The organism is Mucilaginibacter sp. GW821-FHT07H05 (assembly GCF_059418485.1).
Genome location: NZ_JBWKPY010000006.1, coordinates 247036 through 264241, shown reverse-complemented (window position 1 = coordinate 264241; position 17206 = coordinate 247036). Strand labels below are relative to the sequence as shown.

General features: G+C 43.9%; 12 protein-coding genes and 1 pseudogene. 8 read left to right on the top strand and 5 right to left on the bottom strand.

The features are described from left to right. Positions 1-115: 115 nt before the first annotated feature. From AC07M6_RS17600 to AC07M6_RS17580, 5 genes are all read right to left on the bottom strand, one after another. Positions 116-841 carry a hypothetical protein gene (locus AC07M6_RS17600; protein ID WP_494891655.1) on the bottom strand — a complete coding sequence of 242 codons (726 nt, stop codon included), beginning with the start codon at positions 839-841 and terminating at the stop codon, positions 116-118. 83 nt (positions 842-924) lie between these two features. Next, on the bottom strand, positions 925-1443 hold the full coding sequence (locus AC07M6_RS17595) for a DUF1735 domain-containing protein (protein WP_494891654.1): 519 nt from the start codon (positions 1441-1443) through the stop codon (positions 925-927). A 42-nt stretch (positions 1444-1485) separates the two neighbouring features. Continuing rightward, a complete protein-coding gene (locus AC07M6_RS17590) occupies positions 1486-3114 on the bottom strand; it encodes a SusD/RagB family nutrient-binding outer membrane lipoprotein (protein WP_494891652.1) in 1629 nt (542 codons plus the stop codon). A gap of 34 nt (positions 3115-3148) precedes the next feature. After that, complete coding sequence (locus tag AC07M6_RS17585) at positions 3149-6268, bottom strand: SusC/RagA family TonB-linked outer membrane protein (protein WP_494891651.1); 3120 nt, start codon at positions 6266-6268, stop codon at positions 3149-3151. 639 nt (positions 6269-6907) lie between these two features. Further along, entirely contained in the window at positions 6908-8695 is a 1788-nt protein-coding gene (locus AC07M6_RS17580) for a hypothetical protein (RefSeq protein ID WP_494891650.1), read from the bottom strand. Between the two features lie 110 nt (positions 8696-8805). Here AC07M6_RS17580 and AC07M6_RS17575 point away from each other — a divergent pair, with 110 nt between their 5' ends. The 8 genes and pseudogenes from AC07M6_RS17575 to AC07M6_RS17540 all read left to right on the top strand — a co-directional run bounded on the left by AC07M6_RS17575 (position 8806) and on the right by AC07M6_RS17540 (position 17190). After that, positions 8806-11226, top strand: coding sequence for a heavy metal translocating P-type ATPase (locus tag AC07M6_RS17575; protein WP_494891649.1), 2421 nt, complete (start codon positions 8806-8808; stop codon positions 11224-11226). Further along, entirely contained in the window at positions 11223-11384 is a 162-nt protein-coding gene (gene ccoS, locus AC07M6_RS17570) for a cbb3-type cytochrome oxidase assembly protein CcoS (protein WP_494891647.1), read from the top strand. Before AC07M6_RS17575 ends, ccoS begins: the two co-directional genes overlap by 4 nt. Positions 11385-11471: 87 nt before the next feature. Next, positions 11472-13599: pseudogene (gene ccoN / locus AC07M6_RS17565) on the top strand (cytochrome-c oxidase, cbb3-type subunit I). Positions 13600-13607: 8 nt separating this feature from the next. Next, positions 13608-13799 (top strand): hypothetical protein, encoded by a 192-nt coding sequence (locus tag AC07M6_RS17560; RefSeq protein ID WP_494891645.1) that lies wholly within the window; start codon positions 13608-13610, stop codon positions 13797-13799. 2 nt (positions 13800-13801) lie between these two features. Beyond that, complete coding sequence (locus tag AC07M6_RS17555) at positions 13802-14695, top strand: cbb3-type cytochrome c oxidase N-terminal domain-containing protein (RefSeq protein ID WP_494891643.1); 894 nt, start codon at positions 13802-13804, stop codon at positions 14693-14695. A gap of 8 nt (positions 14696-14703) precedes the next feature. Continuing rightward, the gene (gene ccoG, locus AC07M6_RS17550) at positions 14704-16077 is read left to right on the top strand and encodes a cytochrome c oxidase accessory protein CcoG (RefSeq protein ID WP_494891641.1); all 1374 of its coding nucleotides are present in this window, start codon (positions 14704-14706) and stop codon (positions 16075-16077) included. Positions 16078-16081: 4 nt separating this feature from the next. Beyond that, complete coding sequence (locus AC07M6_RS17545; protein WP_494891639.1) at positions 16082-16504, top strand: FixH family protein; 423 nt, start codon at positions 16082-16084, stop codon at positions 16502-16504. Then, a complete protein-coding gene (locus AC07M6_RS17540; RefSeq protein WP_494891637.1) occupies positions 16501-17190 on the top strand; it encodes a sulfite exporter TauE/SafE family protein in 690 nt (229 codons plus the stop codon). The genes AC07M6_RS17545 and AC07M6_RS17540 overlap by 4 nt, the downstream gene beginning before the upstream one ends. Positions 17191-17206: the final 16 nt, after the last annotated feature.

Here is a 17206-nt window from a genome sequence, read left to right as displayed (position 1 = left end):
AACCCCTCATATTTATAAAAAACCGCCTCAGTTATTGATGAGACGGCTTCTAACTATTAACTAATATAAAGAACGGGATGTGGCAGATGCTGATATAGACGTACAGTTAGTTATGTTATATAGCAGATCCTTTATTAAGGATATCGACAACCTGTTTTAAGCTGCTTTCGTTTATTTTTTTTACGCTTTTTAATAATTCCTGAGCCTTGGCGGTGTATACCGGTTTTAGGCTTTCTAAAAACGATTTGCTGTTTAGCTTCACTTTTACAGCAGTATCATCGGCGAAAACAAGGTAATAAGTGTATTCGTTTACATATTTATCGGCAAAATCGCCCAGGTAATTTGATCCCGCGCTTGATTTGTCATTTCTTTGAAGCTTAGTATTGCGCAGCTTAACAAACTTTAATTTGGCCTGCGCGGTATCTGCACTTAATAGTTCCGCCAGTTCTGTTGTACCAAGCGCCGGGTATCTGCAAAAGGTGTGTTTTTCGTTTTTATGGTAGATATAAAAAGATTTTAAATAGTTATTGTCAACTATTATGGCGGTGTCTTTCCACTTTACATAAAGTTCTTTTTTTAAGAAATCATAATTAAACCAATAGTTAGCGCTGGTGGTAACATTATAATAATTAGTCCCCCCGCCGGTTAACCATTCGTTTGAAAAAAAACGGTCGCTGCCGCCTACCAGATCAAATGTTACCAGGTCTTTAATCTTTATAGCACTTGATGACTGTACCATAAAATTACGGTAGGCTTCGCTGGTACTGCTGCTGCCGGTTACCTGGGCAAATATGGTTTTGGTAATTAAAACCAGTGCAAGGGTATAAATTATTCTTTTCATAATAGGTTGCTTAAAAAAGATCTGTTTTAACAAGCAGGATAAGTACGCAAGTGGCGTACTTATCCTGTGCAAAAAGCTGATAACTATTTAATAGACATGGTATAAAGATAAGTGACGTAGTTAGCCCCTAAGTTTTGCCCGCTTGCATCGGTAATTTTGTATGGCAAAATGTAAGTTTGGCCTACTGTTAATGTACTTGTATTAACTGTAACTGGCATAATAGCGTCGCGCTCACCGGCCTTAATCGTAACCTTTAAGCTGGAAACGGTAATGGCTGCATCCGGAACAGCGATGTAGCTTGTTCCAAATTTGGTGTTATAAGCCGCTATATCTGCTTCATCTTTGGCAAAAGTTACGGTAATATCAGATGGGGCATAACCCTCGTACGAATACCTTGCGTATACACTAACAATGGTTGTCGGCGTTGTAGATTTGGTTATAGAAGTAGCCGCGGTTGCCGTATTTTTGGGCCAGTTTGCGTTAGGTATAATTACTACCGGGGCTATCTGGTTATAATCGTTCACCGGCGTATCTTTAAGGCACGATGAAAACATCAGGGCTGCAGATGCCAGTAATCCAAATTGTTTAAAAAATCTTTTCATATCAATATTTAAATAAAAATTCATTAATCAAATCATTAATTATCAGGGCATCCACCAAATTTTAGCCGTAAACTGGTCTCCGGATTTGCGTCCAACAGCGGGTACGTTATCAGAGTTATACAGCAATTCGTTTGTAGGATACAGCAACCTGACAGGCAATATATTTGAACTGCGCGAAGGATATAATGACAGGGTTATAAATGGATAATAGGCTGCGCCAAACTTCCTGTAATCGTTCCATACTTCTAATTCATCTACGCCCGTCATCGCAACATATTTTTGATAAGCGATCACTTGCAGTTTGTCTCCTGCTGCAGCATAGGATACATTGGCATTTGTTGCCTGCGATGCATACCAGGTAGTGAAAGATGTAGTAGCAGCGGCAGCTGACCCTCCGATATTCAGAAAAATAAATGATTCTTTAATCGCATTTTGTAATGCTACGTCTGCAGTAACGCTTGTAGTAAGGAAACCACGTTGTATCGCTTCGGCCTGCAGGAATAAGCTTTCAACAGAAGTCATGATCCAGATGGGGGCGTCCCAGCCCCTAACTAAACCAACAGCACTGCCAGTAGCCGCGCTTGCAGTAACAGCGCCGCCAACTTTTGCAAGGTAAGCCCTGGTTTGGTATTTATAGGTAGCGTTATCAATAGACTGACCGTAAACACCGCCCCTGTAAACACCGGTTATCCCCGGAGGGTTGGCCAATGTTGGCGTAGGCTCGGCCGAACCGGCCGGCACGGCAGATGCATCGGCCTGATAAACCCCGGCTAAACGCGGATCGGCATTGTTTTTCAACACGTTAACCATAATAGTATTTGCCCTTTCCTGCGAAGCCTCACCACCGGTTGAATTAAAATCATAAGTAGCATAATAGGGATTTGCCTGCGCCTGGCTATAACCGGGGTTAACCGTAGCACTACCCCCCGTGCCGATAAAACCGCTTCCTTCGGCCACAATTTTAGCTATTTCTGTAGTGATGTAACTTGCCCGATCGGCGCGGCCCGCCTGATGCATTAATATCCTCAATTTTAAAGTGTTGGCAAATTGCACCCATTTGGTTTTGCTGGCACCAAACATCTTATCAACAATGGCTAAACGCGGATTTGCGGCAAGGTCAGCCGCTTTAATTTGAGTTATACCCGCGTCAATTTGTTTGATCAGGTCTTCGTAAATCGTTTTAGCGTCATCATACTTCGGTGTAAGATTAGCTGGTGCGCCAAATGTTGCTGTATACGGTACGTTGTTATACAAATCAACCATTCGGGCATAGTTTAACGATTTCATGATCTTGGCTATACCACTATAAAAGGTCATGCCTGTTGCATCGGCCTTTTGCTGCATAATGTTATAATCAAAGTTATTATCCAAAATGGTACCGAAAGCGTTGCTAAAACCGGTTGATATATTGTATGATTGCTCTTCGGCATTCGGCGATACACCTGATGATGTATTTAAAAACCCTAACCAGTGCGACAAAAACTGGTACCCTGTTACCACGTTGGTAGCAGTATTTAGCACAGCCCCGCCCTCCAGTGTTGAAGGATCTATAGAAGCGTCAACCGGCGCGTTAGGGTTAGTATTAATGTCCAGCCAGGATTTTTTACATCCGCCTGCAACTATAGCAGTCAATAACCCGGCTAATAATATTTTTTTCGTTGTTTTTTTCATCTTAGTCATTCTAAAATTTATCTAACTGTTTTTTTTAGAAAGTGAGGTTTACATTGAAGCCATATATCCTGGTTGGCGGAGTTTGACCGATTGTTGTGGTACCCAAACCGTTATCGGTGGTGTTTGAAAACTCGGGGTCGGTCCATTGGTTGGTTGCCGGGCGCCACATCAGTAAATTACGGCCCACTAAACCCAAAACAGCCTTTTTGATAACTTTGGTACGCCCTAATAATTTTTTAGGTACATCATAAGTTAAAGAAACTTCGCGCAGCTTCCAGAAAGCAGCGCTGGTGTAATAGTTGGTGGTAGTGTTACGCCATATACCCGCCTGCAGGAAATCGTAATGAGCGTTATTTACAACAATATTGGTATTGGCAATGTAGGTAGCCCCGCCATCTAAAGTATAGGATGAGTTAGGGAATACAAAACGCTGACGACCGTTTAAGGCCGAAAGTGCATCGGTGCCGGTAAAGCCAATTGATGAACCTATGTTATTGTAAATAAAGTTACCCCCCCTGTACTCGGCTACTGCGCGCAGGTTAAAGTGCTTGTAGCTTACATCGGTATTAAAGCCAAAGATATTTTTAGGATTGATGCGCCCGAATATGCTTGTAGAAGCGCCTGGCGAAGGTAAGCCGGTAACCGGATCAACTATTACCCGGCCTTGCGGATCAAGGTTCCAGTTTGTTAAACGATGCGTATAAGCCGGATAACCAACAATTACGTATGCCGAATTGGCAACCGGTAATTGAGACACACCCTGGTAAAGCGATATTACCTTACTATCATTAAAAGAATAGGTGGTATTTACATTCCAGGTAACTTCTCTTGATTTAACAACAACTAATTTCAAATCGAGGTCAATACCCCTGTTTTCAAAATTGGCCGCGTTTAATGCCACTGTACCGTAACCTGTACCTTGTGATACAGAAATATTGATTACCTGCTGGTTGTTTTTCTGGAAGTAATAAGACCCATCAATAAACACCCTGTTATCAAACAAGCCCAGTTCCAGGCCGGCCTCGTATGATTCTACCGTCTCTGGTTTCAGGTTTGGATCATATAAGGTACCATCGGCCGAGTAAGAGGCGTACGAGCCATATGGAAAATTGCCAGAGTTGCTGTAAGTTGATGCCAGCCTGTAGGCGCCAAGGTTAGCGCTACCGGTGTTTACGTTAGCCGTCCTGTTCCAGCTTAATCTTAATTTCAGCATATCAATTTGCTTCACGTTTTTAATAGCCGGGATAGCGTCGCTTGCAACAAATGACCCGCTTACGCCAGGATAGAAAAACGAATTGTTATCAGGCCCTAAACGCGAATCCCAGTCGTTACGGCCGGTAAATTCAATAAAAGCAAAGTTTTTATAGCTAAACTGCAAATCGCCTGCAATTGAGAACCTGCGTGTACGGTAGTTACCCTCGCTAACAGATGGGATGCCGGTATAAACCGAGTTGTTAAACAAGGTAGGTACGCCTAATGCGCCGCCGGTTTCGCTGGTGTTTTTATTATAGTTTTCAAGGATCTGGTTATCCCCTATAAATTTAATACCATAATCTCCCCATTTTTTATCGGCAGTGATGATAAACTCATTTGAGAAACGCGATGCGTAAGAGGTAGCATCTGTAACACTGGCTTGCTTATCTGTACCGCCCTGGTAAATTAATTTACCAAGCGGAGAATAAAAGATAGCGCCGACAGTAGATTTACTGGTGCTATTGCTAAAGGTATAGCTTGGGCGGTCTAATAGCTGCAACCAGCTTAACGGCTTATAACTTAAATTGACGGTACCAATTAACTGATCCCTTTTAGATTTTGTACGGTTGCGTGCAATCTCCTCGTAAGGGTTAGGATAATAATCATTAAAATAATGGTTATGATCAGAGAACTCATCGGTTAAAAAATTTTTATAAGATGTAAGCGGGATTTCGGCAGGGGTGTTAACTACATCGTTGTAAACGTTTGAACTTGATGTAGTAACATCGCTGCCGCTGCCAGTATAGTTTATAGAGGTAGAAACCTTAACCTGTTTAGATAAGGTTTTGTCGGAGTTTAACCTGAAAGTGCGGCGGTAACTTTTGTCACCCGGCATAACCGCGGTTGTATTTAAATTCTGGAATGAAGCAAAATAACTGGAATTGGTATCGCCCGACCGGATAGAGAAGTCGATTTGTGAGTTATTGCCATTGGTGAAAAATTTTCGTTTCTCGTCAGACCTGTCGATGAAGCTAACTTGCTGCATAACGCCATTTTCATCCGGACGGCCAACACCACGGGTTACACCATCAAGGGCAATACCCCAGTTTTGATTTTCAATCGGATCAAATACACCGTCACCAAACTGGTTATAGGCCGAACCGCTGCCAAATAAATGCTGGAATGCCGGCATATACGAAACCGACTCGCGTAACTGGGTGGTACCGATGTTAATTTCGGGCGCTCTGTTCTGAACACCTTTTTTAGTGGTTACCAATAATACGCCATTTACCCCATCGGGGCCATAAAGTGCAGAGGCGTTAGCGCCCTTTAGTATATCTACACTTTCTACATCATTTGGGTTGATAGAGTTAATATAGTTTAAATCAACCTGTACGTTATCAACCACAAGCAACACCTGGTTGTTCCCTGTTAAAGAACGGATGCCCCTTAAAACGATACGGGTATCGGCATTCACTCCGTTATTAACTGTTGTAACGTTCAGGCCCGATACTTTACCTACTAAACCGTTTTGCAGGTTTGTAGGATGCGCCTGCGTTAAATCGGCTGATTTTATACTTGCCTGGGAATAGCCAGACTCGCGCGATTGTTTTTGCAAACCTAAGGCACCTGTAACCACAACCTCACCTAATGCTCTGGCATCTTTTTCTAACGAGATACTGACCTTTCCGGTCATTCCGGCATTTACTGCAACCTCCTTACGAAGGTAACCGATATAAGAAATCATAAGCGTAACGTTTCCGGCAGGCGCTTTGATAGAAAAATTACCGTCAGCACCGGTTACGGTACCGGTTGAAAGGCCTTTAAGGGTTACTGTTACTCCGGGTAAGGGTAGTCCGTCTTCCTTATCCGTAATGGTGCCCGTTATAACACGGGATTGTGCGTGCACCTGAAGCGTAAATAGCACAAAGCAAAAAGCTAAATGTAAAAGTTTCTTCATTTTTTGTTAATAATAGTTAAGGCAATAGAAAATTTAGACGCGGAAGGAAACGCCACAAACAGATTGAATTGCTTTAGATTTTATCAGAATAACCTAAAACGAGGTGGGGTTTCCTTAAAGAATTTTTTGAATGTATATCTGATATACTTCAATACAGAATTTGGTCATTTTTTTATTTTAGTCATTTTATGATGGTTTTGTTATCATAAAATTAATAATTATAGACATTTATATCTAAAATTGTTAATTTTTTAGTTATTTATAAATAAAAACACATAAAATTCCTTTATTTTACCATAATTAAATTTATTTATATCATTAATTGCAATTATATAGGCTTATTGGCTTAATTATAAATTATAATTATGATAATTATGTGCAATAATTATTGATAAATTATGCATATATGCATAATTAAAAATTACAATTAATGAAAAATATAAATTTAGATGGGAAATTTTGGAACAGGCCTGGTAAGTGAGGCACCCTGTTTAAACGCATTAGCAAGTTATCTCACAGATGAGGAAATACGCTTGTTTTTGTTAAAAGCAAATTGGCTAATGCCAAATTATGGCATCAAAGTAAAATCGAAGATTAGATTATCGGCCGGGCCGAAATGATAACACAGGATATAATCGTTTATCCCCCAATAAGCATCGTTTCTAACTTGGTTTCTGATAATGCCAACTCGTTATAAAACGATTGGATACGGCCAGATGCCAGTCCGGGTAATTCATTCAGCAGGTTTTTATAATAGCTGATGCCCGATTGCAGCTGCGCCTTAAAACGTTCCAGTTGTTTTGTTTTTTTTCCGTTAAACTCTTTAATCTGGTTTTGCAGTTCGGCATGCAGGTAATCAATATAAAGATTAAGCTCTTTAATGAATACATGCGGCCGGCTGATCTGTTCCAGCAGATCTGTTTTACCATAAATGTGTTTAACCATTTCTTCCAGCGAATAGATCCGGCTAAAATAGGCCAGGTTAGGGCCGGGGCATATGGCAACCGCTTTATTTTCTTTTGGCTTGCTAATCTGGTATTTAAGGTACGCGGAAGAACACAAACCTTCGCACAGGCATACTTTTTCGGTGATGGTTTGATATTGCCGGTCATACTCGGCCGGTGATAAAGCCTGGTCCTGCAATTGTGCTATTTTAAGGATCTGGTACTTGCTGGATGCCGTGCAGATAGGCTGCTCGGTAAACTCGGTATTAGTGCATAAATATTTTTTGGTACAGGGGCTTCCCGGCCGGCCTTTTTCCAACCGTTCCATGCGCTGCTCCTCAATGGTGCTGCCTTTAAAATTATTAAATAGAATACCAAGCGGCGACGCTCCGCTGAGATAAAAATCGGTTTCAACGGCGCCGGTTAATTTCATTAAAGTCGCATCATCAACATTAGTTGCTTCGGGTACCAGCAAAAACGGGCTTCCCCAGCCGGTGGCATCCAGCTCATAATGCGCTAACAGAAAGTTGTTTTCGTCAGCAGTACCTATGCCCCCCTGCACACTCAGGCGCTGTACAGGCGCATCCATAAGGCTTAGTCCCTTACCCATCAATGCCGATTGGTAAAGTTCAGACAATTCCACCCGCATTTCCTGCCGCTTTTGCTTAAACTCTTCCAGTATCGGGCCAAGCAAGTAGCCTTCGGTAGCAAAGGCGTGCCCGCCGCAGTTCAAACCCGATTCTACCCTGAACTCCGATACCCATAAACCCTTTTTTGCCAAAAACTTAGCCTGTATAAATGCCGAACGGAAATCGCTCACCTTTAAAATGATCTTCTTTTGAAAGCTGCCTTGTTCATCGGGCAAAAAAGCGTCAAACGTTTCCAGATAGCTATATAACCGCGGGTTCATGCCGGCCGACAGTACGACCGAAGACTGCAGATCGCTTTTCACAAACCCGCGCAGGGCACACAAAGCATCCGTGTTTTCATCACCCAGGTACTGGCCATCGGCGCTAAAGTTCATCTTATCCACCTTGGCCATAATATTTACGTCCATAGCCCCCGGTGTCATCATCTGGCGCAGTAAATTCTGAAAAATAGTTTTCCGCTCGCCATCGGGGTACTCCATCATCAGGTCGTACCCTTGCCTTAGTTGCGAATGCTCGGGCAGCAGTTCAAAATAGCGGCAAATATCGGCACCTGGTTCAAAGGGCTGCTTTCTTAATTCGTCAAATTGCCGGCCCACCAGCTTATGCACAAGGTTAAGGTAAGCGGTAATACGGTTTGCCCGGCCATCGGGCGCTGTTTTATTAATGGGGCTATAAGGCTCGCCGGTTTGCAGCGTATGATATTCGCGCATGCGTTCTACCAGGTCATCGTCTACAATAGACATGGTTGACGCTATGCCATAACGGGCAACTTTTAAAGGTGTATCTATAGAGTAACCTAATCCTAATACCGGGATATGAAATGTGTGGCTCATGCAGTCATATATTTCGCCAAAAATAGATAGACGCCCCGGTTCAAAAACTGATGCTGGTCACATTTCCAACAATCATTCATCATTCTTTAGGCATTTATAATCCGGCAATTTTGAGACTGAATAAATCGATCCCCAAAAACATGACGGAGCGCACATTACTTGAAAAAACCACCTGCTACCATTGCGGCGATGATTGCTTAACGCCGGCCTATGTAATAGATGACAAGCAATTTTGCTGCCATGGCTGTAAAAGTGTTTACCAGGTTTTAGCCGAAAACCAGCTATGCAATTATTATAATTATAATGACCATCCCGGCGCTACAAGGGCGCGGATATCCAAACGCTTTGATTATTTAAGCGACCCAACCATTATTAGCGAACTGATTGATTATACAGATGATCAGATCAGCATGGTTACCTTTTATATCCCGCATATCCACTGCAGCTCGTGCCTTTGGCTGCTGGAGCAGCTGAACAAAATTAATTCGGCAGTACATTATTGCCGGGTTGATTTTTTAAAAAAACAGCTGAATATCCGCTTCAATCATAAAAAACTAAGTTTACAAGCCCTGGTTGAATTGCTGTTTGATATTGGTTACGAGCCATTGATACGTTTACAGGATGTAATAAAAAAACAAAACTCGGTTAAAAGGGATAACCTGGTGCAAAAAATAGCGGTGGCCGGCTTTTGTTTTGGCAACGTAATGCTGCTTAGCTTCCCCGAATATTTTGGCTTATCGGCATTTGAGCAATCATTTAAACACTTTTTTGGCTGGCTGAATGTGCTGTTTGCTATACCTGTAGTATTTTACAGCGGCTGGGGCTATTTTGTATCGGCCTGGCAAAACCTGCGTAACAAGGTTTTAAATATCGATTTCCCGCTGGCGCTGGGTATAGCCGTGTTATTTATCCGTACCGTGGCCGAAGTGTTTACCCATACCGGGGCCGGCTTTGCCGATACGCTTTGCGGCCTGGTATTCTTCCTGCTCATCGGCAAGTTTGTTCAGCAGAAAACCTATCACCATATCTCATTCGAGCGCGATTACCGGTCGTTTTTCCCCGTAGCGGTACATGTGATGGTTGATGAAACAGAAAAACCAATCCCATTATCAGCATTGCATACCGGGCACCGCATGGTAGTACGCAATAATGAAATTATCCCGGCCGATGCCATACTGCTTAAAGGCGAAGCCTTGATTGATTTCAGCTTTGTAACCGGCGAGGCTGTCCCCGTCCATAAAATATTAGGTGAAATTGTTTATGCCGGCGGCCGCCAAACCGGCGAAGCTATTGAACTGGAGGTGGTAAAGCCGGTATCCCAAAGCTATTTAACCCAATTATGGAATAATGAGGCCTTCACCCGCAAACAAGACAACAGGATGCGGACCTTTAACGAGCGGGTAAGCAAATACTTTACAATTGTTCTGTTAACCATTGCCTTCGGCTCTTTAGTATTTTGGGCACCGTCTGATTTTCAGCGCGGACTGGCCGCATTCACCGCTGTGCTGATCGTGGCCTGCCCTTGCGCCCTGGCTTTAAGTACACCGTTCACCATGTCGGCCGCGCTGAGTGTGTTCGACCGCAATTTCTTTTATTTAAAGAACACGGCCGTGGTAGAGCAATTGGCCCGCATAAACATAATTGTAATGGATAAAACAGGCACCATTACCATGAACGATAGTAAACAGGTAACCCTGGAGGGCCAATTAACCGACCTGCAAAAGCAATTGATCTACAGCGCCTGTATTAATTCAGCGCATCCTTTGTCGCGGATGATCTGCGCGCATTTAGGCAATATCAAACGGTTGCCGGTAGCCAGCTATACCGAAATAGCAGGCAAAGGTATCATGGCAACCATAGGCGGGCAGCACTTACGCATAGGCAGCGGCCTGTTATTATTTGAAGAATTTTATGAAAAAAGCAATATCACCAAAGTGCATTTAAGCATTAACGATGATTACCTCGGGTACTTTGCTTTTGATCATCAATACCGCGAGGGCATGCAGCAGATCCCTGAAATGGCCAACGATTACCAGATGTTTTTACTCTCCGGAGATCAGGACCACGATCAGTACAGTTTGATGCGTTTTTTTAAAAGCAGCTCACAAATGTATTTTAACCAATCGCCGCAGCAAAAACTGGATTTTATAAAATCGCAGCAACAACATGGTAAAAAAGTAATGATGCTGGGCGACGGACTGAATGATTCGGGCGCGCTAAAACAAAGCGACCTGGGCATAGCCGTTACCGATAATGTGAACAACTTTACCCCCGGCAGCGATGCCATACTGGATGGCCGGTCGTTTTACAAATTGCCGCAATTTTTACAGTTTTCAAAAGATGCGGTAACCATTATCCATATCTCGTTCCTGATATCGCTCACGTATAACCTCATTGGTTTAAGCTATGCCGTAAGCGGCATGCTCTCGCCGCTTACAGCAGCTATATTAATGCCCCTCAGCACCGCTACAATTATATCTTTCACCAGCCTGGCTACCCACTTCATGGCTAAAAAAAGGAGGTTGTTATGAGTATTATTTATTTCCTGATAGGGTGCAGCGTATTAATGGCGCTTATTTTCCTGGGCGCCTTTTTCTGGGCGCAGCGCAGCGGGCAAAATGACGATCTGTATACCCCGTCCATCCGCATCCTGCTGGATGATGAGGTTGACAAAGAAGACAAAAAGTGATACCCATCACCTTTTACCCCAATGCTCATCATTCTGTAGCCCGGTTTACCGCGATATTTTTACCACCACAAAAGCAATAACAATTTTATGCAGCCCGAAAAATTTTACTATGACAACAAGATCGTCCGCAACTTCGGTATCGCTACCGTAATTTGGGGCATTATTGGCATGACTGTAGGCTTAATTGCAGCCATTCAGTTATATCATCCCGGTGCAAATATGCACAACCAATACACCACTTTTGGCCGGATCCGTCCACTGCATACCAACGCGGTAATTTTTGCATTTGTGGGTAACGCCATTTTTATGGGCGTTTATTATTCCCTGCAACGGCTGCTTAAAGCCCGTATGTTTAGCGATGCGCTAAGTAAGGTCCATTTTTGGGGATGGCAGCTGATCATCCTTTCGGCTGTAATTACTTTGCCGTTAGGTTTAACCTCCTCGCATGAATATGCCGAACTGGAATGGCCCATAGATATTGCCATAACCATTATTTGGGTGGTATTTGGTATCAATATGTTCGGCACCATATTTAAACGCCGCGAACGGCATCTGTATGTGGCCATTTGGTTTTATATAGCCACGTTTGTAACCATAGCGGTGCTGCACATTGTTAACTCGATACAGCTGCCGGTATCTGCCTTTAAAAGCTATATGGTTTACGCGGGCGTGCAGGATGCCCTGGTGCAATGGTGGTACGGGCATAATGCCGTAGCGTTTTTCCTGACCACGCCATACCTGGGTATGATGTATTACTTCCTGCCTAAAATGGCTAACCGGCCAATCTATTCGTACAAGTTAAGTATCCTGCACTTTTGGGCGCTGATATTTATTTATATCTGGGCCGGCCCCCATCACTTACTGTATACTACGCTGCCCGGTTGGGCGCAATCGTTAGGTGTTGCTTTTTCTATCATGCTGATCGCGCCAAGCTGGGGCGGTATGATCAACGGCCTGTTTAACCCTGCGTGGCGCCTGGGATAAAGTGCGCGATGATGTGATCCTGAAATTTATGGTAGTAGGCCTTACCGCTTATGGTATGGCCACCTTTGAAGGGCCAATGCTATCGTTAAAACAAATTAACGCTATTGCCCACTTTAGCGATTGGATTGTGGCCCACGTACACGTAGGCGCTTTAGGCTGGAACGGGTTTTTAACCTTCGCTATTTTATACTGGCTTATCCCGCGCATTTATAAAACCGAACTATATTCTAAAAAACTGGCTTCGTTCCACTTTTGGGCGGGTACCCTGGGTATTTTATTTTACGCGGTGCCTATGTATTGGGCGGGCTTTACACAAAGCCTGATGCTGAAAGAATTTACAGCAGAAGGTATGCTGAAATATCCTAACTTTTTAGAAACCACCCTGCGTATTATCCCTATGCACGTTATGCGCTCGGTAGGTGGTAGCATCTACTTACTGGGGGTAATCGCTATGGCCTATAACCTTTTCCGTACCATGCGCCAGGGCAGCCTGGTTGCCAACGAAGCGGCACAAGCCATGCCATTAGAACCGGCCTATTTAGTGGTTAAGGAAGCAACCTGGCACCGTACGCTGGAGCGCAGGCCTATCCAACTGATGGTTTTGGCGCTGGTAGTTATCCTGATAGGCAGCTTTATTGAATTGGTACCTACCTTAACTATCTCAGCAAACATACCAACCATAGCCAGCGTGAAGCCATACACGCCGTTAGAGCTGCAGGGGCGGGATATTTATATCCGCGAAGGCTGCTCTAATTGCCACTCACAAACCGTACGGCCTTTCCGTTCGGAAACAGAGCGTTATGGCGAGTACAGTAAAGCCGGCGAGTTTGTGTACGATCACCCATTCCTGTGGGGATCTAAACGCACCGGGCCCGATCTGGCGCGCGAGGGCGGCAAATATGGCAATGCCTGGCACTATAATCACCTGATGGATCCGCGGCTAATGTCGCCGGGCAGTATTATGCCTGTGTACGATTGGCTGCTGACCCAAAAACTGGATACCAGTACCACAGCGGCCAAAATAAGGGCTATGCGTACGTTAGGTGTGCCTTACGCCAAAGGGTATGATCAGATAGCTAACACCGACCTGGACAAACAGGCTAAGGAGATAGCGGACAACCTTTATATAGATCATATTAAAGTTAAAAAAGATAAAGAGATAGTAGCCATTATCGCCTACCTGCAACGCCTGGGAACCGATATTAAAGCCAATAAAACTGCCAGCAAATAATTACCATTATGTTTAAACAATTCACAGAAAATATATCAGGTCACCAGGTTTACCTGCTTTGTTCATTAGGCATATTTCTTTTATTTTTTATTGTAGTAAGCCTGCTGCTTTTCCGGATGCGAAAACCCCACATTGCCCACATGAGCGGCCTGCCCCTGCGGGATAGTGATGACGATCTTCAACCATTAAATCGCGTGTAAAAATGAAGAAGTTAATAATAATACCTGCTCTTTTAATCGCAACACAGCCGGTATTGGCTGCAAACGATAGCCTGATGAGCGCTGAAACACAGAACTACATAGGCTACGGGGCCATTTTAGGTATGATGCTTTTATTCCTGATGGTGCTGCTGGTATTGCTGCGTACGTTTAAAGTGATGACAAAGGTTATCCTGAAACTGCAGGGCTATACCAATGAACAGATCATAGCCGAAATGCAGCCGGTTAAAAAGGCTAAAAAAGTAAAGAAAGAGGATGTCTGGATCAAGCTGCTTTCGCTTAAACCAATGTCGGAAGAAAAGGATATCCTGATAGCCCATGATTACGATGGCATCCAGGAACTGGATAACCCAACCCCGGCCTGGTTTATGTGGCTTTTTTATGGCACAATTGTTTTTGGCATTTGCTACATGCTCATTTATCATGTGTTTGATATAGGCCAGCTACAGAATGATGAATACCGGGCCGAAGTTGTACAGGCTGATATCGCTAAAAAAGAATACCTGAGCAAAGCAGCTAACCGGGTAGACGAAAACACAGTAAAACTGGTTGCCGACCCTGGGGTATTAGCCGCGGGCAAAGCTATTTACACCCAAACTTGCGCGCCCTGCCATGGCGACCACGCCCAGGGAAATGTAGGCCCTAATTTAACTGATGATTACTGGCTGCACGGCAACAAAATAAACGATCTGTTTAAAACCATTAAATATGGTGTAGCTGCCAAAGGTATGCCTACATGGGAAAAGCAGCTCTCACCCAAGCAAATTGCCGATGTATCCAACTACGTTAAATCATTACACGGCACCAACCCGGCAAATGCCAAAGCGCCTCAGGGTGTGAAAGAAGCAGAAGATAATAAAAAACTGGCCTCAAATTAAATTTACAGATGAGCGGATTACTGGCGGCGAAGGAAACAGGGGAAAGAAAATGGATGTATCCGCTTTTACGTAAAGGTATTTACTATAAGTGGCGGTCGGTCCTTAGTTATGTATACCTGGCATTCTTTTTCGCCGGGCCGTTCATCAAGATAGGCGGCCAGCCATTGCTGCTGCTGAATGTAATGGAGCGGCACTTTGTGATACTGGGACAAGTATTTTGGCCACAGGATATCTTCCTATTCATGCTGGCTTCCCTGGTGTTTTTGGTTTGTGTTGTATTATTCACCATTGCCTTTGGCCGCATGTTTTGCGGCTGGATCTGTCCGCAAACCATTTTTATGGAAATGGTTTTCCGCAGGATAGAAGAATGGATAGAGGGCGATGCCAACAAACGCAAAAAGCTGGATGCCGGGCCATGGACCAGGGGCAAGATCTTAAAAAAGGTTGTCAAGCATAAGCTGTTCATCATAGTATCCTTTTTAATAGCCAATACCTTTTTGGCCTACGTTATCGGCAGCGAAAATCTATTTAAAATAATAACCGAACCCATTACCAAACATTGGATAGGTTTTGCCAGCATCTGGGTATTTACTATTGTTTTTTACCTGATCTATAGCCAGGTGAGGGAACTGGTTTGTACGGTTATTTGCCCGTATGGCCGCCTGCAAAGCGTTTTGATAGATGAGCATACACTGGTAGTTGCCTATAACGATGTACGGGGTGAACCGCGGGGGAAACTGCAAAAAATTGCCGACCCGTTTAACCTGAAGGGCGATTGTGTGGATTGCGGCCTGTGCGTATCGGTTTGCCCTACGGGTATAGATATCCGCAACGGCACCCAAATTGAATGTGTAAACTGCACCGCCTGCATAGATGTGTGCGATGAGGTGATGGAGAAGATCAACCGGCCTAAAAACCTGATCGGGTATTATTCGGAAAACATGATCAGGGTGAAGGAAAAACCTTCGTTCACTTTAAGAATGAAGGCTTACGCCGCCGTCATTACCGTCATGATCAGCGTGTTATGCTACTTTATTTTTAGTCGCAGCGATATGGATATGACTGTGATGCGCGGCGCTGGCATGCTTTACCAGGAGCAGCCGGGCGGTTATATCAGCAATATATATAATGCCGAAGTCATCAATAAAACAAATGAAGATCAGAAAATCACCATCCTGTCTGATGATCCGGCCGTAAAAATTAAATATATACAGGCGCCCGCTAAAATAAGCAAAGGCGGAATGACCAAAGCCATGTTTTTTGTGATGGTGCCGGCATCGCATATCCATACGCCTAAAACAGAGATTCGCTTGCAGCTGATGGCCGGCAAACGGCTAAAACAAACGGTCAGCACCACTTTTGTAGGACCAATTAACGATTAAAACAATGAACTGGGGAAAAGGAATAATTGCGGGTATGCTTGTTTTTATGTTGTTTATTATCAGCATGTGCATTTATATGTTCAGGATACCGGCAGATGAATACGATCATCAATATTACGAGAAAGGATTACGTTTTGACCGTGACTATGACCGCGAACGGCAGGTAGGTATAGACCATGCCCAACCCCTTATTACCCGAAACGGTCAAACCCTGCTGTTGAAGTTTACTGCCCCCGTAACCGGGAAAATTAATTTTATCCGGCCATCAAACCAGGCGTTGGATAAAGAGTTCCAATTCAACAGCGGGGCAAGCGACACGGCAACCATATCTCTTGCCGCTATCCGGACCGGCCAATGGCAATTGGTGCTGGAATGGGAAAGCAATCATAAAGCCTACCTGTATCATCAGGAGATCTATATACAATGAGCACTAATAACATCGCTTTTTTTATTGGCCTGTTTGGCAGTGTCCATTGCATAGCTATGTGCGGGCCACTGGCCTTTGCCGTACCTGTTGTACAAAATAAGTGGTGGTTAATTGTTGGCGATAAGCTGTTATATAATTTTGGCCGTGTAATATCCTATACCTTTTTAGGTTGGCTGATAGGCTTTGCCGGCCGCCAGTTGTGGGTGTCGGGCTTGCAACAGGGGATAAGCCTGGTAAGCGGTTTATTAATCATCATGGCCGGGTTTTCACGCATTTTTAAGCTACGCCTTAACCGGGGCAAGGCATTATCCCCGCTATTACTACCCGTTAACCGCCTGTTAAGCTATGCCTTAAAACACCATGCCGGGCACCTGGTTATTGGCCTGCTGAACGGATTTTTGCCCTGCGGATTTGTTTACCTGGCTTTAGTAGGCGCTATTAATACCAATGGTCCTATTACTGCGGCGCAATACATGTTTTGGTTTGGCATGGGTACTTTTCCTTTAATGCTGATAGCTACCGTCAGTTCGGGATTTATTGGGCCGGCGGTGCGCAGGCAGGTTAATAAAACCATGCCTTACTTAATTGTTTGCCTGGGCTTGTGGTTTGTATTAAGGGGGCTCAACTTAAATATTCCATATCTTAGTCCGGCTAAGCCTCAATCAGCAACAGGTACTTGTCATTAATTTAATACCTTAATAG

Bases quoted from the DNA above. Each gene is read 5' to 3' on its own strand.
- AC07M6_RS17585 (WP_494891651.1), bottom strand. From the start codon at position 6,268: ATGAAGAAACTTTTACATTTAGCTTTTTGCTTTGTGCTATTTACGCTT.
- AC07M6_RS17560 (WP_494891645.1), top strand. From the start codon at position 13,608: ATGTTTAAACAATTCACAGAAAATATATCAGGTCACCAGGTTTACCTG.
- ccoG (WP_494891641.1), top strand. From the start codon at position 14,704: ATGAGCGGATTACTGGCGGCGAAGGAAACAGGGGAAAGAAAATGGATG.
- AC07M6_RS17590 (WP_494891652.1), bottom strand. From the start codon at position 3,114: ATGAAAAAAACAACGAAAAAAATATTATTAGCCGGGTTATTGACTGCT.
- AC07M6_RS17540 (WP_494891637.1), top strand. From the start codon at position 16,501: ATGAGCACTAATAACATCGCTTTTTTTATTGGCCTGTTTGGCAGTGTC.
- ccoS (WP_494891647.1), top strand. From the start codon at position 11,223: ATGAGTATTATTTATTTCCTGATAGGGTGCAGCGTATTAATGGCGCTT.
- AC07M6_RS17555 (WP_494891643.1), top strand. From the start codon at position 13,802: ATGAAGAAGTTAATAATAATACCTGCTCTTTTAATCGCAACACAGCCG.
- AC07M6_RS17580 (WP_494891650.1), bottom strand. From the start codon at position 8,695: ATGAGCCACACATTTCATATCCCGGTATTAGGATTAGGTTACTCTATA.
- AC07M6_RS17600 (WP_494891655.1), bottom strand. From the start codon at position 841: ATGAAAAGAATAATTTATACCCTTGCACTGGTTTTAATTACCAAAACC.
- AC07M6_RS17595 (WP_494891654.1), bottom strand. From the start codon at position 1,443: ATGAAAAGATTTTTTAAACAATTTGGATTACTGGCATCTGCAGCCCTG.
- AC07M6_RS17545 (WP_494891639.1), top strand. From the start codon at position 16,082: ATGAACTGGGGAAAAGGAATAATTGCGGGTATGCTTGTTTTTATGTTG.